The organism is Lentzea sp. NEAU-D7 (genome assembly GCF_026242055.1).
In the GTDB taxonomy this organism is placed as follows: domain Bacteria; phylum Actinomycetota; class Actinomycetes; order Mycobacteriales; family Pseudonocardiaceae; genus Lentzea.
This window is the reverse complement of sequence record NZ_JAPJDL010000007.1, coordinates 253693-274028: the sequence shown is the minus strand read 5'-3', so window position 1 is coordinate 274028 and position 20336 is coordinate 253693. Positions and strand designations below refer to the sequence as shown.

At 69.6% G+C, this 20336-nt stretch carries 17 protein-coding genes; 6 read left to right on the top strand and 11 right to left on the bottom strand.

From position 1 onward, the window contains the following. Positions 1-54 precede the first annotated feature (54 nt). Together ribB and ORI60_RS17225 are read left to right on the top strand one after the other, a co-directional pair. Positions 55-711 carry a 3,4-dihydroxy-2-butanone-4-phosphate synthase gene (gene ribB, locus ORI60_RS17230; protein WP_266038385.1) on the top strand — a complete coding sequence of 219 codons (657 nt, stop codon included), beginning with the start codon at positions 55-57 and terminating at the stop codon, positions 709-711. After that, positions 708-1385, top strand: a complete 678-nt coding sequence (locus ORI60_RS17225; protein WP_266038383.1) for an HAD family hydrolase — start codon at positions 708-710, stop codon at positions 1383-1385. Before ribB ends, ORI60_RS17225 begins: the two co-directional genes overlap by 4 nt. On the opposite strand, the gene ORI60_RS17220 is transcribed toward ORI60_RS17225, so the two are convergent. After that, positions 1375-3783, bottom strand: coding sequence for an ATP-binding protein (locus ORI60_RS17220; protein WP_266038382.1), 2409 nt, complete (start codon positions 3781-3783; stop codon positions 1375-1377). The two genes, ORI60_RS17225 and ORI60_RS17220, sit on opposite strands and share 11 nt — an antisense overlap. Positions 3784-3987: 204 nt before the next feature. Here ORI60_RS17220 and ORI60_RS17215 point away from each other — a divergent pair, with 204 nt between their 5' ends. Together ORI60_RS17215 and ORI60_RS17210 are read left to right on the top strand one after the other, a co-directional pair. Next, the gene (locus ORI60_RS17215; RefSeq protein WP_266038381.1) at positions 3988-4701 is read left to right on the top strand and encodes a response regulator; all 714 of its coding nucleotides are present in this window, start codon (positions 3988-3990) and stop codon (positions 4699-4701) included. A 130-nt stretch (positions 4702-4831) separates the two neighbouring features. Beyond that, entirely contained in the window at positions 4832-5704 is an 873-nt protein-coding gene (locus ORI60_RS17210; RefSeq protein ID WP_266038380.1) for a DNA-3-methyladenine glycosylase family protein, read from the top strand. Here the strand turns inward: ORI60_RS17210 and ORI60_RS17205 are convergent. Together ORI60_RS17205 and ORI60_RS17200 are read right to left on the bottom strand one after the other, a co-directional pair. Beyond that, positions 5610-6557, bottom strand: a complete 948-nt coding sequence (locus ORI60_RS17205; RefSeq protein ID WP_266038379.1) for a serine/threonine-protein kinase — start codon at positions 6555-6557, stop codon at positions 5610-5612. The two genes, ORI60_RS17210 and ORI60_RS17205, sit on opposite strands and share 95 nt — an antisense overlap. A gap of 106 nt (positions 6558-6663) precedes the next feature. After that, a complete protein-coding gene (locus ORI60_RS17200; RefSeq protein ID WP_266038377.1) occupies positions 6664-8046 on the bottom strand; it encodes an N-6 DNA methylase in 1383 nt (460 codons plus the stop codon). Positions 8047-8098: 52 nt separating this feature from the next. Here ORI60_RS17200 and ORI60_RS17195 point away from each other — a divergent pair, with 52 nt between their 5' ends. Further along, positions 8099-8794, top strand: coding sequence for a PP2C family protein-serine/threonine phosphatase (locus ORI60_RS17195; protein ID WP_266038375.1), 696 nt, complete (start codon positions 8099-8101; stop codon positions 8792-8794). A gap of 84 nt (positions 8795-8878) precedes the next feature. Here ORI60_RS17195 and ORI60_RS17190 read toward each other — a convergent pair whose 3' ends face one another. From ORI60_RS17190 to ORI60_RS17180, 3 genes are all read right to left on the bottom strand, one after another. Then, entirely contained in the window at positions 8879-10651 is a 1773-nt protein-coding gene (locus ORI60_RS17190) for an alpha/beta hydrolase (RefSeq protein WP_266038373.1), read from the bottom strand. 176 nt (positions 10652-10827) lie between these two features. Then, positions 10828-11718 (bottom strand): helix-turn-helix transcriptional regulator, encoded by an 891-nt coding sequence (locus ORI60_RS17185; protein ID WP_266038371.1) that lies wholly within the window; start codon positions 11716-11718, stop codon positions 10828-10830. Between the two features lie 58 nt (positions 11719-11776). Beyond that, complete coding sequence (locus ORI60_RS17180; protein WP_266038369.1) at positions 11777-12592, bottom strand: oxidoreductase; 816 nt, start codon at positions 12590-12592, stop codon at positions 11777-11779. 133 nt (positions 12593-12725) lie between these two features. Between ORI60_RS17180 and ORI60_RS17175 the strand changes: the two genes are divergently transcribed. Next, positions 12726-13253 (top strand): TetR family transcriptional regulator, encoded by a 528-nt coding sequence (locus ORI60_RS17175; RefSeq protein ID WP_266038368.1) that lies wholly within the window; start codon positions 12726-12728, stop codon positions 13251-13253. A gap of 6 nt (positions 13254-13259) precedes the next feature. Here ORI60_RS17175 and cobF read toward each other — a convergent pair whose 3' ends face one another. Genes cobF through ORI60_RS17150 form a run of 5 tightly spaced genes read right to left on the bottom strand, consistent with a single transcriptional unit; the run spans position 13260 to position 19969 of the window. Continuing rightward, a complete protein-coding gene (cobF, locus tag ORI60_RS17170) occupies positions 13260-14003 on the bottom strand; it encodes a precorrin-6A synthase (deacetylating) (RefSeq protein WP_266038366.1) in 744 nt (247 codons plus the stop codon). Positions 14004-14016: 13 nt separating this feature from the next. After that, positions 14017-15237 carry a phenylacetate--CoA ligase family protein gene (locus tag ORI60_RS17165; protein ID WP_266038364.1) on the bottom strand — a complete coding sequence of 407 codons (1221 nt, stop codon included), beginning with the start codon at positions 15235-15237 and terminating at the stop codon, positions 14017-14019. A gap of 3 nt (positions 15238-15240) precedes the next feature. Next, a complete protein-coding gene (locus ORI60_RS17160; RefSeq protein ID WP_266038362.1) occupies positions 15241-17712 on the bottom strand; it encodes an acyl-CoA reductase in 2472 nt (823 codons plus the stop codon). Next, a complete protein-coding gene (locus tag ORI60_RS17155; protein WP_266038361.1) occupies positions 17709-18845 on the bottom strand; it encodes a hypothetical protein in 1137 nt (378 codons plus the stop codon). Before ORI60_RS17155 ends, ORI60_RS17160 begins: the two co-directional genes overlap by 4 nt. Next, a complete protein-coding gene (locus ORI60_RS17150; RefSeq protein ID WP_266038359.1) occupies positions 18842-19969 on the bottom strand; it encodes a GNAT family N-acetyltransferase in 1128 nt (375 codons plus the stop codon). Before ORI60_RS17150 ends, ORI60_RS17155 begins: the two co-directional genes overlap by 4 nt. Between the last annotated feature and the right edge of the window lie 367 nt (positions 19970-20336).

The following is a 20336-nucleotide window of genomic DNA, read 5'->3' as shown; positions in this document are numbered from 1 at the left end:
TCAAACCGACTCGTCCGCCGAGCGTCACCCCCGCCCGTTCCCAACGATGAGGACGTGAACCTCACCGTTCCTGAACAGGCAAAACGCACACCAAGCCTCGACTCGGTCCCGGCGGCCGTCGCCGACCTGCGCGCAGGCCGGCCGGTGATCGTCGTCGACGACGAGGACCGCGAGAACGAAGGCGACCTGGTCATGGCCGCCGAGCACGCCACCCGGCAGGCACTGGCGTTCTACGTGCGGCACACGAGCGGTCTGATCTGCGCGCCGGTGGCCCCCGAGGTCGCCGACCGGATGCGGCTGCCGCTGATGGTCCAGGACAACGAGGATCCCGAAGGTACCGCCTACACCGTCTCCGTCGACGCCACGAGCGGCATCGACTCCGGCATCTCCGCCGCCGACCGCGCCCGCACGCTGCGCGTTCTCGCTGATCCGTCGAGCACTCCGCAGGACGTGCGCCGGCCTGGACACGTGTTCCCGTTGCGCGCCAGGGCAGGCGGCCTGGACGAGCGGCGCGGGCACACCGAGGCCGCCGTCGAGCTGATGAGGCTGGCCGGGTGCGAGCCCGTCGCCGTGATCAGCGAGGTCTGCGACGAGGACGGCGGCGTCGCGCGGCTGCCGCAGCTCAGGGCGTTCGCGGACCGGCACTGGCTGAAACTGGTGTCCATCGAGCAACTCGCGGCGTTCGCGCGGGAGAGCGCGGTCGCGCTGTGACGCTGCTCGCGACCGTCTTCGACCTCGACGAGACCCTCGTCGACAGCGCCGCGACCTGGAACCAGGTGATCGGCACCGTCGCGGCCCGCCACGACCACCGCTGGACCCACGCCGACTGGGTGGCGATCCAGGGCACGAGCACCGCGAACTGGAGTGCCTACCTCGCGCAACGGTGCCATGGCCTCACACCGGAACGCGCGGTGTCCGAGTGCGTGGACGGCATGGTCGACGCGATCGCGCGCGGCACGTTCGGCTTGCTGCCCGGCGCGGCGGAACTCGTTGCCCTGGCGGCAGAACTCGGGCCGGTCGGACTGGTGTCGGCGTCACCGCGGCGGTACGTGCGGGCCGCCGCGTCGGCATCCGGACTCCGGCGGCACGTGGAGGCGATCGTGACGGGCGACGACGTCGTGAACGGCAAGCCCGCGCCCGACGCGTACCTGCTCGCCGCGCGCAAGCTCGGCCTCGATCCCGTGAACGTCCTCGCGGTCGAAGACTCCGCGTCGGGGATCCGTTCCGCGCACGCGGCCGGGATGACGGTGCTCGCGATTCCCAGCGCCTCCGCGGCCCGCGACTCCGAGGTGTTGCGGCTGGCGGCGTGCACTGCCTCCGACGCCCGTGTCGCGGCGAAGGAGATCTGCCGGCTGTGGGTGAACGTGTACGCGCTCAGCCGATAGCGCGCTCCGCACCCCAGGCCGCGACGTCCTCCCGGCTCTGCAGCCCCAGCTTGTCCCGCAGCCGCTGCAGCCGGGAGGCCACGGTCCGCACCGACACGTTGAGCCGGTTCGCGATCTGCTGGTTCGTGAGCCCGCTCGCCAGCAACGCGACCACCCGCCGCTCGTGGTCGTCGAGGGAGTCGAACGCCGCCTCCGTGCGGTCCAGCCACACCTCGTCCTGGATGAACGCCTCGGTGTCCGCGGCGGTCAACGGAGTGGCCGCGGCCTCTGCGCGTGCGGCGGGCAGCATCAGCCGTGCGGTGCGCATGGCACCGGCGACCTTCTCCGCCCAGAACGGGTTCGGCACCACACCGACCGATCGGCGCATGGCCCGTCCGGTCGCCTCCAGCCGTAGCGCGCGCTCGGCCTGACCGCGCGTCAAGGCCACCACGGCAAGGCCTTCCAACGCGTCCGGCGCGGTCAACGGGTTGAGACCGTCCATTCGCAACGCCTCCTGGAAGGCGTGGGTGGCCTCGTCCAGGTCGCCCTGCACCAACGCGACGGCGCCGCGTGTGTTGAGAGCCGAGGCGATGCGCGCGGGAACGCCTGACGCGCGCGAGATGGGCAACGCGGACATGACGTTCTTCTCGGCACGTTCGTGCTTGCCCAGCGACAAGGCCGTGCGCGCCAGATCGACCAACGCCGTCGCACGCGCGAGGGGCTCGCCCAGCAACTCCGCGACGCGCAGGCACTCGGTGTTGTTCTCGACCGACGCCTCCCACTCGCCGGACGACTGCTGCACCGCCGCCAGGGTGCTGCGGCTGCTCATCACCAGCGCGGGCTGTCCGATGTCCCTGACCAGCCGCGACGCCTCGGCGGAGAGTGCGGCGGCCTCGTCGTGGTCGCCCTGCTCGGCCGCGAACCGGGCGGCGTGGTTCAGCGCCACGCAGCGGTAGTCGTCCCGGGTGGACGGCCGGCGCAGCGCGTCCCGCAGCATCACCCGCGCCTGGCCGAGCAGTCCGCGTCGCGCGGTGCAGTCCGCCAGGGCCGCGGTGAGCAGCAGCAACCGTTCGTCGGCGCGGTCGGCCGCCCACTCGACGGTGCCGAGCAGGCTGTCGACGTGGTTGTCGAGCTTGTGCTGCACGTCCGCGGGCATCGACAGCGGCGCGGTGATCAGCACGTCGGAGAGGTCGGTGAACCAGCGCGCCAGCGCCTCGTAGGCGATGTCCAGCTCGCCGGCCGCCAGCAGCTTCTCCCTGGCGTGCAAGCGGATCGTCTCCAGCTGGCGGAACCTCGTCGTGCCGGGGATGGCCGCCAGCAACGACTTGGCCTGCAGCCGTGACAGCACGTCCAGCACGGGCTCCGCGGAGCGTTCCGACGAGCAGACCTCGTTGGCCGCGGCCAGGTCGAAGCCACCGTCGAAGACGGACAGCCGCCGCAGCGCGAACTGCTCGTCCGGCTGCAGCAGCTGGTAGCTCCAGTCGATGGCCTCGCGCAGCGAGCTCTGGCGCGACGGCGACTTGCGGCAGCCCAGCGTCAGCAGTTCCAGGGGCTCGTCCATGCGGTCGCAAATGGCCGTTACCGGCAACAACTGCACCCAGCGCGCCGCCAGTTCGATCGCGAGCGGCATGCCTTCCAGCCGTGCGCACAACAGGGCGACCGCCGCGGTGTCGTCGAGCGTCAGCCGGAAGTCGGGCTTGCGCTCGCGCGCCCTGTCCACGAACAGCTTCACGGCCTCGGAGCGCGGCGCCGCCGTCGTGACCAGGTCCCGGTCCGTCGAGGGAACGGGCAGGCCCTCGACGTGGAAGCTGACCTCGCCGGTGATCCACAGGGCTTCGCGCGACGTCGCGAGCACCCGGACGCCGGGGCAGCGGTTGAGCAGCACGTCGGTGAGCTCGGCGCAGGTGTCGAGGAGGTGCTCGCAGTTGTCGAGGACCACGAGCACCTTCATGTTCACGAGCGTCTCGACCACGGTGTCGCGCAACGGTTCGTCGGACTGGACGGTGACCCCGAGCGCGTCAGCGAGGGCGGGCATGACGTCTCGGGAAGCGGTGATCTCGCCCAGCTCGACCAGGAGGACCCGGTCCGTCCGTCCGCGCCGCAGCCTTCCCGCGGCCTCCAGCGCGAGCCTCGTCTTGCCCGCACCCGCACTGCCGACGAGCGTAACGAGACGATGCCTGCGCAGGAGCTGGTCGAGCTTCGACAGCTCCTGCTGGCGGCCGACGAACGTGTCGCGCGCCGCGGGCAGGTTCGAGAGCACGCGCACGTTCTGCCTGGTGACGGGCGCTGCCGTGGAGACGGTGACCCGGCGGCGATACGCCCGTTGGCGGCATGCGTTGGAGCAGTAGGACCTGCGTTGCTCGGAGGTGGCGGGAGGCATCGTGCCGTCGCATAGTGCGCAACGCCCGTTGCTGGTCATAGGTCCCTCTCCTCAAGCCGTAACGGCAGGCATTTCCTGTCTCGGTGCGGCGTTCTCGCAGGTCGTGTGCGGTGGCCTGGCCTGTGCAACCCGTTACGCCTGCGTGCGCGTGAGACGGTTCGCGACCTGTTCGTTATGCCTGCCTTCCCGTGGCCCTCGTTCGGGAACAAACTGGTGACTGGTCCGGTCTGACAGGGAGTGCGCATGACGTTGACGACGAGCACCTCGTGGGCGAGCGCAGGTCTGCAACTGGTGGACAAACCTCGCACGATCACCGTCGGCATCGCCGACGACGAGGTTCTGATCCGCACGGGAGTCCGCGGTGTGCTGGAACGGTCCGGAAACGTCGTGGTGGTCGGCGAGGCCGGCGACGGCGGCGGAGCGCTCGAACTCGCGCGGCGCCAACGCCCGCAGGTGCTGCTGATGGACGCCTCCATGCCCGGCATGGAAGGCCTCGCGGCGGTGCGGATGGTGCGCAGGCACGTGCCGGGAACGCAGGTGATCATGCTGTGCACGCCGCACACCGAGGAGATGCTCTTCCCCGCGTTGCGCGCCGGTGCGGCGGGATTTCTGTTCAAGAACGGTGAACCCGACGCGCTGGTGAACGCCGTGCGCGCCGTCGCCGCCGGAGAGGCGATCCTCTCGCCGTCCGCGACGCGTGCGTTGATCGACCACTTCACCGGCGCCGACTCGGAACGCCGTGACGCCGCGCGCAGCCGCATCAGCCTGCTCACTCGACGCGAGCAGGAAGTGTTGGTGTACCTGGCGCAGGGCATGGCGAATGCACGGATCGCACGGCTCATGTACCTCTCAGAAGGGGCCATCAAAGCCCACGTCAGCCGACTGCTGACGAAACTTCGGTGCGACAACCGCGTCCAAGCCGCTCTCATCGCACGCGACGCCGCCCTTCCATGCTGAAACCGACAACTCCTGCCACGGCGCGACGGTCAGCCTAGCCACGGATTTTCGCGCCGCGAAGCAGGTCACCCGGTTGGCCCCGTCCGGAATGATGTCGCTTTCCCGCCAGCGTCTTGGTTGGAATGGCGTCATGCTGGTGGGCATGCCGCCGGCCACGTTCTCGGAACAGTTGCACTTTCAATCACCTCTGTGTCCCGACAACCTGTTCGGCCACCTCATCGCCACCGCCGTGCCCGGCGTGGAGGAGTGGCGGGACGGTGTCTACCGGCGGACCTTGCGACTTCCTTGCGGTTTCGGCATCGCGGCTTTGCGGCCGTTCCCGGACCACGTCGAGTGCACGCTGGAACTGTCGGATTCTCGCGATTCGGCTAGTGCTCTAGACCTGTGCCGATTTCTGCTCGATCTCGACGCCGATCCATTAGTCGTCGATGCGGCGTTGTCCGCGGATCCCCTTTTGGCGCCGTTGGTTTCGGCTGCTCCTGGGCGTCGTGTGCCGCGCACGGTCGACGGCGCGGAGTTCGCTATTCGCGCCGTGCTGGGTCAACAGGTGTCGACGAAGGCCGCGCGCACGCACGCCGCACGCCTCGTGGCGGCTTTCGGTACGCCGGTGGGCGACCTGTTCCTGTTCCCGCTGTCGTTCGATCCCGCGGCGCTGGCGGTGCCCGAGTCCCGCCGCCGCACGATGGCCGCGCTGCTGGGCGCGCTGGAGTCCGGTTTGGACCTGTCGCCCGGTGCGGACCGAGCCGTCGCGCGCGAATGGCTCTCGTCGCTGCCGGGCTTCGGCCCCTGGACCGTCGAGTCGATCCTGATGCGCGCCTTGGGCGACCCCGACGCGTTCCTGCCGACCGACCTCGGAATCCGCCTGGCCGCGGAGGCCCTGGGCCTGCCGTCGACGCCCGCGGCGCTGGTCAGGCGCTCGGAGGCGTGGCGGCCGTGGCGTTCGTACGCGGTGCAGCACCTGTGGGCGACCGGTGATCACGAGGTGAACCGAATCCCGGCCTGACCTGCACGCTCGAGTACATCGCCGTCGAGCCGTCCCGCACGAATCCGGGCAACGCCGGCGGATCCTGCGCACACCCTTGCAGCGCCTCGAAAACCTCGAGCGCCGTCGCCGGCCGCCCGTCGGGTTCCTTGGCCAGCAACCGTTGCACCAACGGGTCGAGCGCGCCCGGGACGGGCCGCGGCGCCTCCTTGACGTGCTTGTCGAACACCGCGTAGGCCGTCGGCCCGGTGAAGAGCTGTTCGCCCGTCAGCATCTCGTGCAGCACGCACCCCAGCGCGTACAGGTCGCTGCGGGGCTCGGCGGTGCCGCGCTGGATCTGCTCCGGCGCCATGTACGAGGGCGTGCCGAGGATCTGACCGGCCCGGCTGAACGGGGCGACGTCGCTCTCCCGCAGCAGCGCCAGGCCGAAGTCCAGCACCTTCACCGCCCCGTCCGGACACAGCATCAGGTTGGTGGGCTTGAGATCGCGGTGGCAGATGCCGCGCTCGTGCGCCGCGGCCAGGACCGCGGCCGTCTGCGCGGCGATGTTCGCGGCCCAGGCCTCGGGCAGCGGGCCGAACTCGCCGACCAGGTCCGCGACCGTCACGCCGTCGACGAACTGCATGACCTGGAAGAGGCGCTGCTCGAACGTCCCGAAGTCGTACAGGACGGGCACTCCGGGGTGCTCCAGCCGGGCGACGATCCGCGCTTCGCGCGCGAACCGCTGCGCCACCTCGTCGTCGCTGCCGGGCAGCCGCAGCAGCTTGACCGCGACACGCCGATCCAGGCGCAGGTCCCGGCCCTTGTGCACGGCACCCATGCCACCCCGCCCCAGCGGCAGGTCGTCGATCTCATAGCGGTCGGCGATCAGCACTCCGGCGCCTAACTGCCGTCTCCTGTTCGCCGACCCCGCGCTTCCTCGTACGCGAGGCGACCGTAACAGCGTTTCAGGACATCCCGATCGGGTGAATCTGCCGGAGTCACGCCGGCCCGACCTGTCCGCTCAGAAGTCCACTGTAGCCCAAACGGACCAGGGTGGCCGCCTCGTCCAAGCCTGCTTCCAGTGCCTTGAGCTGCGCGAACGCCTGTCCGTACCGCTGTTGTTCCGCCAGCGGCAGCGACGGCACCTGCGTCCGGCGCACGTCGAGCCGGGTTGAGCCGGTCGGCGTCCTGGCGAACGCGGCGCGCAGCACGCCCTCGAGGAAGTCCGGGTCGAGCCTGCGCGGATCGATCTCGTACGTCGCGCCGGTGGGGGACGTGACGACGTGCCTGCCGGGCGCCGCGCGGACCAGCTCGCCGATCGTGGTCATCGGGGGAGCGTCCTGCTGCCGCAGCTCGGGCAGCGGAGGTAGGCCGAACGTCGGCTGCGCCGCGAGGTAGGCGGACGCGTCGGTGCCGCTGCGGCGTGACGGGCTGAGGTCGACGTCGTCGTCGAGCAGGTCGATCACCCGCGTGTTCGGGTCGAGCGGTCCCGGTGCTTCGAGGAGCGCGATGTGCTCGGGCGCGCGGCCGATCGGGTTGCGCAGCAGCCACAGATCGCGCCCCGGCTGCACGGTCATCACCGCGCGCAGCGCCCCGGCGCGCAGCAGGTTGCCGCGGATCCGCTTGCCCGGCCTCCGCGACGCCGCCGCGGACGGCAGCAGCACCGCCACCAGCCCGCCGGGTTTCGCCAGCGACAGGGAGTGCTGCAACCAGGCCAGCTCCGGTTCGCCGCGGGGCGGCAGGCCGTAGGTCCACCGGGCGTCGCCGACCAGCTCCTCGTGCCCCCACGCCCGGTCGTGCCACGGCGGGTCGCACACCACCGCGTCGGCCTTCACCTGGACCCCGTTGTGCCGCAACGAGTCGCCGGTGAAGATCTGCGCGGACGGCAGCCTGCGCCGCGCGATGACCGCGGACACGGGATCGAGCTCCTGCCCGATCTTGTTCCGCGCCTTCGACGCCTTCAGCAGGTTGCCCGTGCCGCACGCCGGATCGATCACCGTGTCCCCGTCCGTCGTGGCCAGGACGACCTCGACGACCTCGGGCGGTGTGGGGTTCAACAGCCGCGAGTGGGCCTCCAGGTACCGCTCGTGCAGGAACTCGAACGTCTCCGCGTCGGCCTCGACCGCGGCCAGCGCCTCGCCGAGCTTCAGGTCGTCGGCGGTCCGCAGCTGCGTCCACAACCGCTCCGCTGGCGAGACCCGGAACGGCTTCCCGTTGCGCCGAAGCCATGACTCCACGTCGCGCAACAGGTACAACGGACTGGAGGCCGTCCCACCGACCGGCGAGGGGAAGTCCTCGAACCGCCGCCGCCAGTTCGACACCGCCGCCCGCCCGACATCGGCGAGGCGCGCTATGTCACCGGCGTTGACCGTCTCATCCATGTTCACAACCGTATTGCTTGTGAACTCACTTCACAACTGATCTACTGGAGACATGACACATGAGCTGCGCATCGCCGTGGCGACCGATCCTGGGCTCGTCCGCGAGCACAACGAGGATTCGGTCTACGTCCGCGCGGACCTGCAGGCCGTGGCGGACGGCATGGGCGGCCACGAGCACGGTGAAGTGGCCAGCGCGCTCGCGGTGAACGTCCTCGCGGGCTGGGAGGGCGACCTGGGGCCGGCGGTGGCCGAGATCGCGCGCAGGCTCGACGCCGAGACGCCCCAGGGCGCCGGCACCACGCTGACCGCCATCCGGTGGGAGGGCCTCGCCTTCCAGTTGGCGCACATCGGTGACTCCCGCGCGTACCTGCTCAGGGAAGGCGAACTTCGCCAGATCTCCCACGACCACACGATGGTCCAGGCTTTGGTGGACGCCGGCCGCATGACGCCGGAGGAGGCGCTGGTCCACCCGCGCCGCGCCTACGTGCTGCGCGCCTTGCAGTCCGGCAACTCGCACGACCCGGACCTGACGTGGCACCAGGCCAAGATCGAGGACCGCTACCTGCTCTGCAGCGACGGCCTGACCGACTACACCGACATCGACGACGTCCACGACGTCCTGCTGTCCACTGAGGACGGCACGGAGGCGGCCTGGCGGCTGATCGCGCTGGCGAACGGCAACGGCGGCCCGGACAACATCACCTGCGTCGTCGTCGACGTGGTCCGCAAGAAGTGGTGGCAGCGCTAGCAAACCGCCGGGGTGCTGTCCGCGGGCCACAAATGGAAACGGTCCCCGGCACAGCGTGCCGGGGACCGCAGCTCTACAGGGGTGTCACAGGTTGGCCGGCATGCCCGACTCGTCGGCACCCGCCGTCGAGGAACCGCTCAGCAGGTCCTTGACGATCTTGTTGGCTTCCTTCACCGCGGGCGTGATCATCTTGATCTTCACCTTGCCGTTGGTGAGCTCGCCACCGACCTCGAACGTCTTGTCCTCGCCCGGCAGCGGAAGCGCCTGGCAGCCCGTGTACTGCTTGCGCGGCGTGGCGCCGGTCTGGAAGAAGAAGACGATCGGGTCGTCGACGCAGTCCGTGTTGTACGGGAACAGGCCGTGCGAGCCCTCGTTGTCGACGCTGATCAGCTTGGCGTTCGGCAGGGCCTTCGTGGTGGCGAGGCCACCCTCGTAGGCGGTGGCGGCGTCGAGCTCCGACTGCGCGACCAGCAGACGCGGGAACGTCTTCTTGTCCGGCTTCGGCATCGCGTTCTTGGTCGGCCAGTACGCGCACAGCGGGGTGCTCATGAACGGCGCGATGAACGGCGCGTTCACGGTCAGGTCGGCGAGCCAGTAGTTCCAGTAGTGCAGGTTCTGGTTCCACTGACCGTCCTGGCAGCGGATCGCCTCGAACGTCGCGTCCCAGGTCTCGACCTCGGCGGCGGCCGTCGTGGTCTTGACCGCGACGCGCTCCTTCTTGGCGATCGCGGCGAGCGCGTTGGCCTTGGCCTTCGCGATGAACGCCTTGTTCTCGTCGCTGAGGCCCTTGGTGGCCAGCATCTTCGAGACGAGCTGCTCGACCTTCTCCGCGTCCGTGCCGGTGGCGGCCGGGGTGCCGATCACCGCGGACACCGCGGCGGCGGCGGTCGGGTACTGGCTCGTGTCGTACATGGCCGGGATCACGAACCACGCGACGAACAGCTGACCCAGGAACTCACGGGTGCCGCCGGCCTTCTCCCAGTTGCGGCGGATCTCCATCGGGTCGGTGCCCTGGCCGTACTCGGCGTCGTTGCGCGCCATGTACGGCAGCAGCGCCTCCTGGAACTGGCGGTCGCGGGTGCGCGGCTGCAGGTCCCAGGTGTTCTCGAGGGTCGTCTGCGAGGCGTCGACGGCCGAGTCGAGCAGGAAGCGGTGCGCCTTGCTCGGGAACGTGGCGGCGTACCAGGTGCCGAGCCACGTGCCGTAGGAGTAGCCGATGTAGCTCATCTTCTTCTCGCCGAGCACGACGCGGATGAAGTCCATGTCGTATGCGGTCTGCTCGGTGGTGATGAACTTGGTCAGCGGGTTCTCGAGGCAGCCGTCGACCTTCGCCTTGTTCAGCACGTTGATGTCGGTGCTGTTCGGGACGGTGTAGCTGCAGGTGAGAGGCGTGGAGAGGCCGACACCGCGCGGGTCGAAGCCGATGAAGTCGTACTGGCCGGCGAGGACTGGGGCGCGCAGGGCCATCGCCGCGCCCCACGGCAGGCCGGAGCCGCCGGGGCCACCGGGGTTGACCAGCGCGATGCCCTGACGGCTGGTGCCCTTGTACGCGGTCTCGGTCTTGGAGACGCGGATGCCGATCGTGTTGCCGTCGGCCGGGTTGTGCCAGTCGCGCGGGACCTGGATGGTCGCGCAGGCGAGACCCTTGACGGTCTTGAACCTCTTGACGGTCTCCTCGGCCACGCCGGGGAAGGTGCACTCCTCCCAGGTCACCTTCTGCGTGGCGAGAGCACCCGCGAGTGCCTGCGTGTCCGGGTCCTGCTTGGCGGCCGCGCTCGCCGTCGGCGTGAGCACGATGCTCGTCGCGATCAACGCCCCTGTGACCGCGGCGATGCCGCCTCTGAAGTACTTCCTCACGGTGGATCCCTTCCTGCCCCCGCACGGCCTGGGTGAGACCGCGCTTGCAAAAGAGGAGAAGGGAAGAAACTGCGTTTAACACTCCTGGGTGATGGCAGAAAGTCGCCATGTCTGGAAACTGTCACCGATCGTGTTCGCAGAGTGATGAAGATCGTAAGCTCCACGACGGTGGGTGACTAGAGCCAACCTCGCCGTGACGCCTGGACGCCGAGCTGGAACCGGGTCTGCGCCCCCAGCAACTGCTGCAGCCGACTCACCCTGCGGTGCACCGTGCGTTCGCTGACGCCGAGCTCGCGCGCGATCGACTCGTCCGTCAGACCGGCGCTGAGCAGCGCCATCAGCCTGCGGGTTGCCGTGGTCGGCTCCTGCTGGCCGTCCTCCCGGCCGCCGGGCGTGATCGACACGGCCATTCGCCAGAACGCCTCGAACAACTCGATCAACGCGCTGAGCAGCACGGACGGGTGAATGAGCAGTGCGACCACGTTCCCGCCCGTGACGGTCGGCACCGCGATCAGCGCCCGGTCCGAGTCGGCGATCACGAGTTTCAGCGGCACGCCCGGGAACGTCCGCGCCTGCTCGCCCACCGCGATGCTCTCCTGCACGGACGCGAACCCGCGTTCGCTCTGCAGCAACGCCGACTCGTACACGACCCGATAGGCGACACCGCGTGCCAACGCCGGAGGCTGCACGGGACTCGCCTCGGGCTGCGGGCTCAGGTACGAACCGGGATCGAGCGCCCGGATCTCCGACTTGGCCTGGCTCTGCATCTCCTCGAACGCGCTGATCACCTCGTCCGCGTCCTTGAGGACCTCGACGAAGTCGACCTCTTTCGCACCGCGCTCGGCGTAGGCGGCGGCCAGGACCTCGGCGGTCTCCCTGGCCCGCGCGGCCGCGGCCTCGTGCCCCGACGCGATCGCGGCCAGCGCCGACCGCGGCGGGCGCACGTCGTTGTTCCGGATCAGTCCGAGCCGTTCGAGCTCCTCGTGTGCCGGGCCGGGCTCGATGACGTCTCCGCGCAGCATCGCCAGGTAGAGCTTCTCGGCCTCCGGCGACAGCCCCCCGTGCACACGACTCCCCTCAGTGGTTCTGAACCGAAGGTACCTGGCCAGATGGTTGCAACAGGCGTTAGGCGAACCGGCGCATCGCCCCGAGGAACAGGGCGTCGAACGCCCGGTCGGACAGCACGCTGCGCGCGAACAGGATCGGCCGCGCCCCGAACCCGGCGGCGTAGCGCGTGCGGGGCCGCCGAGCCCGGGCCGCCTTCACGATGACGTCCGCGATCACCTTCGGCTCACTCGCGCGATCCATCTGGGAGAAGAACCCGGACAACTGCTTGACCTGCCCCGCATAGGCGCCGCCACCGGAGGTCTTCTGCAGGTTCTCGACCGCGATCCCGCCCCACTCGGTCTTGATGCCGCCGGGCTGGATGACGACGACGTCGATCCCGAACGGCTTCAGCTCGAGCCTCAGCGAGTCGCTGAGCCCTTCGACCGCGAACTTCGTCGAGTGGTACCAGGCCCCGAGCGGTTCGTAGATCCGCCCGCCGATCGACGAGACGTTGATGATCCGGCCGCGGCCGGCCTCGCGCATGTGCGGCGACACCAGCTGGACCAGCCGCGCCAGCCCGAACACGTTCACCTCGAACTGGTACCGCGCCTCGTCCAGCGGCACGTCCTCGACGGCGCCGTACGACCCGTACCCGGCGTTGTTGACGAGCACGTCGATCCGCCCGGTCTCCGCGATGACCTTCTTGACGCCGTCGACCATCGACTCGTCCCGCGTCACGTCCATCTCCAGCACCCGGATGCCCCGCGCGGCGAGCCCCTCCATCCGCTGCACCCGGCGCGCCGCCGCGTACACCGTGTAGCCGGCTTCGTGCAGCGCGACCGCCGTGGACTCGCCGATCCCCGACGAGGCACCCGTGACCAGTGCGACCTTCATGACGCTCTCCTGACTGACCGGTTGGCTGAGTTAACCAACTGTTTGGTTGCTAATTCCAGGCAACCAGATCGGCGCAGCCTTGTCAACCAACCGGTTAGTTGTCAGAACCAACCAGTTGGTTAAGATGCGGGGTGTGGTGAGGGACAAGGAAGCGACCAAGGCCAAGCTCCTCGACGCGGCGATGGACGAGTTCGCGCAGTACGGCATCGCCGGTGCGCGGGTCGATCGCATCGCGGCCAAGGCCGGGTGCAACAAGGCGATGATCTACGCCTACTTCGGCAGCAAGGAGGGGCTGTTCGACGAGCTGCTGAAGATCCAGATCGACCGCATGATCCAGCAGGTCCCGATCACGCCGGACGACCTGCCCGGCTACGCGGGCCGGTTGTTCGACTCCTACCGCGACCAGCCGCAGCTGCTCAGGCTCGCGGCGTACCACCGGCTCGAGAACGGCTTCGAGGCCGTTCCCGCGGCCGAGGCCGAGGCGTACCGGCACAAGGTCGAGGCCATCGGGCGGGCGCAGATGGAGGGCAAGATCTCGGCCGAGTTCAACGCCAACGACCTCCTCGACATGGTCGTGCACATGTCGATCCTCGCGTTCACCACCCCGAACGCGACCCGTGCGCTCGTCGAACGGTCGGTCAGCCGCCTGATCGCGGAGTAGCCCCGATCAGGGGCGGCGCAGCAGGTAGGTGTCCATGATCCAGCCCTTGCGCGCACGGGCCTCGTCACGCACCTCGCGGATCCGCGCCGCCACGTCCCCGACGCGGCCCGACACCAGGATCTCGTCCGGCATCCCGAGGTAGGCGCCCCAGTAGATCCACGTGTCCGGGTCGACGCCCTCGAACGAGTACGACGCGTCCAGCATCACGGCCACGTCGTCCACATCGGACGGCCAGCCGCCGGCCAGCCTGCGGCCGGTCGTGATCTGCACCGGCTTGCCGACCTGGTTCAGCGACACCCGGTGGCCCGCCGTCAGGGCGGCCACCGACGTCACGCCGGGGATGACCTCCACCTCGAACGACTCGCCGCGCGCGAGCAGGTCGTCGAGGATCGCGAGCGTCGAGTCGTACAGGGACGGGTCGCCCCAGACCAGGAACGCCCCGACCTCGTCCTCGCCCAGTTCCGACAGCAGCCCCAGGACGACGTCCGCGCGGTCGCGGCGCCAGGCGTCGATCGTCGCCTTGTAGTCGGCGGGGTTGCGGTCGCGCTCCGGGTCCCGGCCCTCGACCCAGCGGTACGGGCGCGTCACGTGCTCCGCCAGGATCGACGCGCGCAGGTCGACGAGCTCCTGCTTCACGGAACCCTTGTCCAGCACGAAGTACACGTCGACCGTCTGCAACGCCTTGACGGCCTGCACCGTCAGGTGGTCGGGGTTGCCCGCGCCGATACCGATGACCAGGATCTTTCGCACCGGCACACACTAACTACAGGGGGCGCTCGTCGAGGAGCCGCACGGTCTTGCCTGTGCGGGGACTCACCTCCAGCGCGGGCACCCACTCCACCGCGAGCGGCGCCACGACTCCGCGTCCGACCTGCAGTTCGAACCGCGGGCTGATCACGTTCACCTCGGCCCGCACGGCGGCGACGTCCTGCGCCGGACCGGCGATCCGCAGCACCAGCTGGTCCCGCGCGTCGATTCTGCGGATCACGACCTGCACGCCGTTGTGCTTGATGCCGGCGCGGTCGACGGCTGCCCGCAGGTGGTCGAGGTGCAGCGTCACGGGGCCGACCCGCGCGCCCTCGTCGGCGCGGCCGAGCAGGCGGAAGATCCCGTCCTCCACGTCGACCCACTCGGCCAGGTCGCCGACCGGGTACCGGATCATCGGCTGCAGCCGCCGGGTCAGGTCGGTCTGCAGCAGCCGGCCCGGCCGTCCGGGTGTGGTGATCGGCTTGCCAGTGCCGGCGTCGACGATTTCCAACACCGAGCTGTCCACAAAGGAGCGGAACACCCGCGGGTCGTCCGAGCCGAGCACCGCCGTGCCGATGATCCCGCCGTCCACGCTGCCGTAGACGAACGAACGGAACTCGGCGCCCGGGAACGCCTGGAGCAGGAGTGCGCGCTGATCGTCGTACAGGGCCTCGCCGCTGAACAGGACCAGCCGCACCGAAGGCAACGAGCCGGCCTCGGAACGCACGTGCGCGGCCAGCCGGCTCAGCGTCGTCGGGAAGCCCGCTACGACGGTGGCGTCGAAGTCCTGCATCGTGCTCAGCGCGAACTCGACCGGCGCGCTGCCGGTGACCGGCAGCTGCACCAGGTCGATCGGCGAGTGCTGCAACGCGTTCAGCGCGAAGATGAAGCTGGAGTAGAGCTCGCCGGCGGCGAAGAGGTTCGCGACGCGGTCACCGTGCCGCAGTCCGGCCGCGGGCAGCGTTTCCGCGTACGTGCGGCACATCGCGTCCCACTCGTCGTTGGTGTAGAAGGAGACGCGCGGGGCCTTGGTGGTGCCGCCGGTCTTGAAGATCAGGCCGTCGGTGTGCGCGCGGGTCAGCACCTGGTTGTCGCGGACGGTGTTCGCGGCCCAGAACGCGGCCTGGTCGACGATCGGCAGCTCGGACAACGAACTGGAGGAGTCGTAGCCGTCGTAGAGGTCCCGGTAGAACGGGGAGTGCGTGCGGGCGTAGCAGACGAGGTCGAGCACGGACATCGTTCACACGCTCCTGCTGCTGCGCCGGTCGACGACCGCGATCAGCTTGCCGCTGCTCTTGGTCCGCTGGAAGCCCGCGAGGACGGCGTTCTCGACGCGCACGGTCAGCAGCCCGTCCTGCTCGACGGCCTCCGCGACCTCCGGGTACCGCGACAGCAGCGTGCGGTGGGTGACCGAGGGCTCCGGTGCGCGTCCGCTTTCGAGCCTCACGACCAGCTCTTCGCCACCGGCGTCCTCGTTCAGCTCGACCTGCAACGCGCCGGAGTAGCTGTGCTCGTCCTCCAGGATCGTGAGGAACCGCCGGTAGTTCAACGTCTGCGCGGCTGCCCGGAACACGTCCCCGGTGCGTCCCAGCAGCTCGAACCGGGGCGTCCGGCGGCCGCACGGGCAGTCGCCGGGGACCCAGCGGCCCAGGTCGCCGATCTCGTAGCGCTCCAGTCGCTGGCCACGCCGCGTGTGCGTGGTGAAGACCAGCCTGCCGGGCTCACCCGGCGGCACCGGCCGGTCGGTCTCGGGGTCGAGGACCTCCAGCGTGTGCAGGCCGGTGAACAGGTGGTGCACCTTGCCGGACGACGCCTGGCACTGGTAGCCGACGGGGCCCGCGTCGACCGTCGCGTAGGCGGCCGAGCGGACGGTCTCGACGCCGAACTCGTCCCGCAGCCGCGCGACGGCCTGGGCGCCGAAGTGCTCGCCCGCGTAGAAGATCTTGCGAATGCCGCCGTACTCCTTCAGCATCGGGCCGTGCTCGGCGAAGAGCCTCTGCACGAACGACGGCGCGGTCAGCAGCGTGTCGACACGGTTGTCCACAATGGCCTGTGCGATCGCCTCGAGGTGCCCCCACTCGCCGCCCATCGGGAACTGCACGGCGTTCATCCGCTCCAGCGCGGAGAAGAAGCTGACGAAGCTCGCGTACATGTGCCCGTTGAAGAACAGGTTCATCACGCGGTCCTGGCGCGGGTCGAGCCCGGTGGCGAGCAGCGCCTCGGCGCCGACCCACATCTGCTCGTCCCAGTCTGCCCAGGTGTACGCGGACAGCTTGGGCGCGCCGGAGCTGCCGCCGCTGCGGAAGTACACGTCCGCCGGACGGTCCTGCAGCGTCTCGAAATCCGACTTCGGGGTCACCGGAACCGGGGGAACCGGAAGCTGCCGCGACTCGGCCAGGTCGTCCAGCGAGGCGTCCGCGGCGAACCTGTCGTCGAGCCGCACGGACACCCGGTTGCTGTAGCGCTGCAACGCGTAGACGCCGTCGTGCGGCTCACCGCTGTACCCGCCGAGCATCGAGCCCGGCGTGGTGATCCGCTGCATGCCGACCGAGACGAACGAGCGCGCGAGCGCGGCCGTGTCGGGCCGGTTCGCCGCGAGGCCGACGGTCTGCAGGTAGCGGCGCATCGGCCGCAGCACGGAGGTGATCTGCTTGCGCGGCAACGGCTTCACCCACACCGTGCGGAACAGCGGTGAGGTGCGCGGGGCGAACCGCACGTCCGCCAGCACGCGCCAGTTCTCGCCGGTGTGCACCTTCGTGAACCCGAGGTGCTCTTCCAGCCGGGTGACGAGCACGGTGGTCGTGATCTCCGCCCACTCGGCCTGCGAGGGTTCGCGGGTGGGCGGCCCCGTCCGCTCCAGCACGGACGCGAAGCGCTCGGCGAACGCGAACACCTGTGACGAGTCCTCGGTGTCGAGGTAGATCACCTGCGGGCTGGAACAGGCCTGCTGCTCCAGCCGGCACACGTCCTCGGCCAGTGCGCGCAGCGTGTCCACATCGGACCACGAGTCGCGGGTCAGGTAGGCGAACGACAGCTTCGGTCCCCAGTCGACCACCCGCGCGCCGGGCTTGACCAGCTCGGTGACCCCGGCGATCGCCTCCTCGCCGCCCCACACCGCGACGGCGTCGGCGGCGCCGAGCACGCGCGACATCCAGTCGGTGCGCGACGAGGAGAAGTGCAGCACGACGAGACGGGCGGCGATCTGCCCGGTCTGGTCGTGCGACGCCAGCGCGGCGAGCACCTCGGCGGTGAACCCCGAGTCGTCCGAGGCGACCTTGACGACGTTGAGGTTGCCCGAGAGCAGGCCCTCGACGGCGCTCAGGACGCCGGCGGCGGGTGCGTTGCCCGCCGTCACGTGGGCGAGCAGGCCGAGCGGCACCCAGGCCTCGTAGGTGGGCGTGCGGAAGTCGAAGCGGACCATTCGCGCCGGGTCGAGGCCGCCGAGCTCGCGCTTCAGCTTGGTCTCCAGCGCGGCACGGCTCAACGCCTGCCGCAGCGCGTCCAGCGTCCCGTCGACCTCCACCTCGTCGAGGCCCCACGCGACCAGCGACGCGCGGTGCTGGTCCAGGTCCAGCTCCTCGGCGGCGGCGAGCACGACGAGCGGGTTCAGGCGCGGTCCGGTGATGACCTGCTGGGTGCGGTCGTCCAGCGTGTCGAGCCGCGACGCCACGGCTTCGTCGCCGACCCATTCACCCTGCCAGAAGTGCCTCATGCCTTGCCTTTCAGGAGCTCTGCTGCCGCGATGGCGCAGGAACGGTTGCGGGAGACACCGGCGCGGCCGAGGATCTCGAACCACGGGGTCTCGTTGCCGCAACCGCACTCCTCAGGTGCGTGCAGTGCGGCCAGGTCGCCCATCAGCACGCTCTGCGCGGGCGCCGAGGTGATGTACGGGGACACGAACTGGATGTAGCCGGACTCGCCGTACGGCAACGGTTCCAGCGTCCGGACGTCCCGGACGATCGCACGTGACCACGTCGGCACGTGCAGGTTGTGGTGTGCGCATTCGACGTACGGCACCGAGTGCTCGACCGAGCCGTAGCTGTCGCGGATCCGCACGTCCGGGATGCCGAGCATCTCGGTGACCTTCGCGCGCAGCTCGGACTTGGAGATCTGCTTGTCCGCGTTGCCCTTCCAGCCGCCGCCGAACCACACCATCGAGCGTTCGCCGAGCCGCAGCGGTGCCACGCCCATCGCGCGCATGCGGTCGAGGGTGAAGCTGAGGAACGCCGGGAACCCGAAGATCCGCACCGGCCGGCCGCTGTCCGCGAACCGCTGCAGCGCGCGGATGCTGCCGAACGCGTCGAACTCGTGCCCGGTGCCCGTGTGCGCGAGGCCGTGGTGGACGGACTCCACGGGCGCGAAGTCGGTCATGAACTGGCCGGTGAACGAGCTGCCGAGCTTCACGCCGGGTGCCGGCTGGTTCAGGTTGATCAGGTAGTGCACCGGTTCGGACGAGATGAACCCGTTGTGGTCGTAGATCCGCGCGACCATCCGCCGGCCCGCCCGCAGGGTCCAGGCGTCCCAGAACATCTGCGACTTCTGCCCGGTCGTGCCGGACGAGGTGGCGTGCACGACGACGTCGGCACGCGGCACCGACAGGACCTCGTGCATCTTGAAGAAGTCGGCGTGCACGAACGGCTGGTCCGTCACGTCCTCGAGCGGTCTGCCGTTCCACAGGCTGCGGAAGAACTCGTTGCGCTGGGCGTGCCAGCGGTTCGACTCGTTCATCGCTTCCAGGAACAGGTCCGTGTCGCTGTGGTCGTACGGTGCCGCGATGTCGCACAGCGCCTGGACGGCGCGCAGCGACGGGTCCGGCACCGTTGCCGGGCCTAGGTGCGGGTTCATGCTCGAAAGACTCCGTTGGTGTTGAGGAACTTCTGCGTCCACAGTTCGATGTACTGCTCGGTGAAGGGCCGGAACGCCTCGTCGATCGCGAGCCCGCGGAAGTCCGGCGGCTGCGGCGTGTGCACCATGACCACGTAGTCGTGGTAGACCTCGCCGTCCCCGCGCATCGCCGGGTACAGCGCCACGGGCAGGAAACCGAAGGCCAGCAACGCACTCAGCTCGTCGAACTCGTGCAGCGGCACCAGCGTCTCGACGTGCGGCGCGCCCAGCCCCGCCAGCGTGTCGATCACGCCGCCGAGGTGCGGGAGCAGCGCCTGGGGACTCGGCGTGGCGCCGAAGATCGTGCAGTAGCCGTCGTGCCGGTTGAGGTGGCCGTAGATCTGGTACTCGCCGCGCTCGTCGGCCAGCAGCACGTTCGGCCTGTGCAACGGGTAGAACCGCCGCGCGGGGTCGTTGATCGTGTGCTCGAAGTGCCGCTGCACGAACTGCGGCGCCTCGACGACCTCCAGCCGCGACACCTCGGCGGCGGTGAAGGTGGTGTCCTCGACGAACTCCGGCAGCGTGGGCAGGCCGATCTGCGCGTGCGTCGCCGTGACGAGCTTCTCGAGGCTCGCGGGCACCTTGTGCACCTCGGCTCGTTGCGCGAGAACGCCGTCGCGGTGCTTGGCCAGCAACGTCATCGTCTCGCGCTTGGCGTGCTTGAACAGGTTCGGCACGAGCCCGAGCGGGTGGAACCCGTTGCGCAGGCACACCCGCTGCGGCGCGAGGTGGATCGTCCGCGCGGTGCCGTAGACCGAGTCGACCTGGCCGCTCGCGAGCATCCGGCCGGTGATCTGCCCGACGGCGTGGTGCGCGACGCCGCCGCCCTGCGCGTCCGGGTCCACGACCAGCCCGGCGATCTTGCCGAGGCGGTCCGCGCTCTCGACGTGCCCGGTGATCGAGGCGACGACCCGGCCGTCCCTGCGCCACACCAGCCACGTGGTGTGCGCGGCCTCGATCTCGGCGGCCATGACGTCGGGGTCGGTGCCCATCGCGATCGGGTAGTTCGCGCCGTGCGCCCGCCGGTAGAGCCTCAGCAGGTCGTCGACGTCGTCGAGTCGAGCCGGCTCGAACTCGGGTGCCACTCCTGTGTCTCCTTCAGTGCATGCGAAAACAAGCCGATGCACGGGGCACGACTTCCTGTTAATGCGACGGGATTTTTCTGAAAGTCAGGCTACTTGCTGGTACTACCGCCGTTCAGGTGACCAGAGCGCTGGAGCTGCGGAATTGATTCCTGAGGGCAAGCGGGATCACAGCGAGTATCAAATCCGCCTCAACGCCCAATGGTTCGAATGGGTTAACGGCGCAGGTAGGGCTTGTGACGGAGATCGCGTACCGGAATTTCGCCCCACCAGTTGAAACGCAAGTGGTCGCCATTTCAACGAAATGGCGACCACTCGGAAAATGAGCAACTAGTGGGCGAGCACGTGCAGCAAACACAACCGCTACGTA

What these genes read in the sequence shown, in the direction of transcription:
- ORI60_RS17220 (WP_266038382.1), bottom strand. Translation starts at nt 3,783, where the DNA reads ATGACCAGCAACGGGCGTTGCGCACTATGCGACGGCACGATGCCTCCC.
- ORI60_RS17215 (WP_266038381.1), top strand. Translation starts at nt 3,988, where the DNA reads ATGACGTTGACGACGAGCACCTCGTGGGCGAGCGCAGGTCTGCAACTG.
- ORI60_RS17210 (WP_266038380.1), top strand. Translation starts at nt 4,832, where the DNA reads ATGCTGGTGGGCATGCCGCCGGCCACGTTCTCGGAACAGTTGCACTTT.
- ORI60_RS17200 (WP_266038377.1), bottom strand. Translation starts at nt 8,046, where the DNA reads ATGGATGAGACGGTCAACGCCGGTGACATAGCGCGCCTCGCCGATGTC.
- ORI60_RS17195 (WP_266038375.1), top strand. Translation starts at nt 8,099, where the DNA reads ATGACACATGAGCTGCGCATCGCCGTGGCGACCGATCCTGGGCTCGTC.
- ORI60_RS17180 (WP_266038369.1), bottom strand. Translation starts at nt 12,592, where the DNA reads ATGAAGGTCGCACTGGTCACGGGTGCCTCGTCGGGGATCGGCGAGTCC.
- ORI60_RS17165 (WP_266038364.1), bottom strand. Translation starts at nt 15,237, where the DNA reads ATGTCCGTGCTCGACCTCGTCTGCTACGCCCGCACGCACTCCCCGTTC.
- ORI60_RS17160 (WP_266038362.1), bottom strand. Translation starts at nt 17,712, where the DNA reads ATGAGGCACTTCTGGCAGGGTGAATGGGTCGGCGACGAAGCCGTGGCG.
- ORI60_RS17155 (WP_266038361.1), bottom strand. Translation starts at nt 18,845, where the DNA reads ATGAACCCGCACCTAGGCCCGGCAACGGTGCCGGACCCGTCGCTGCGC.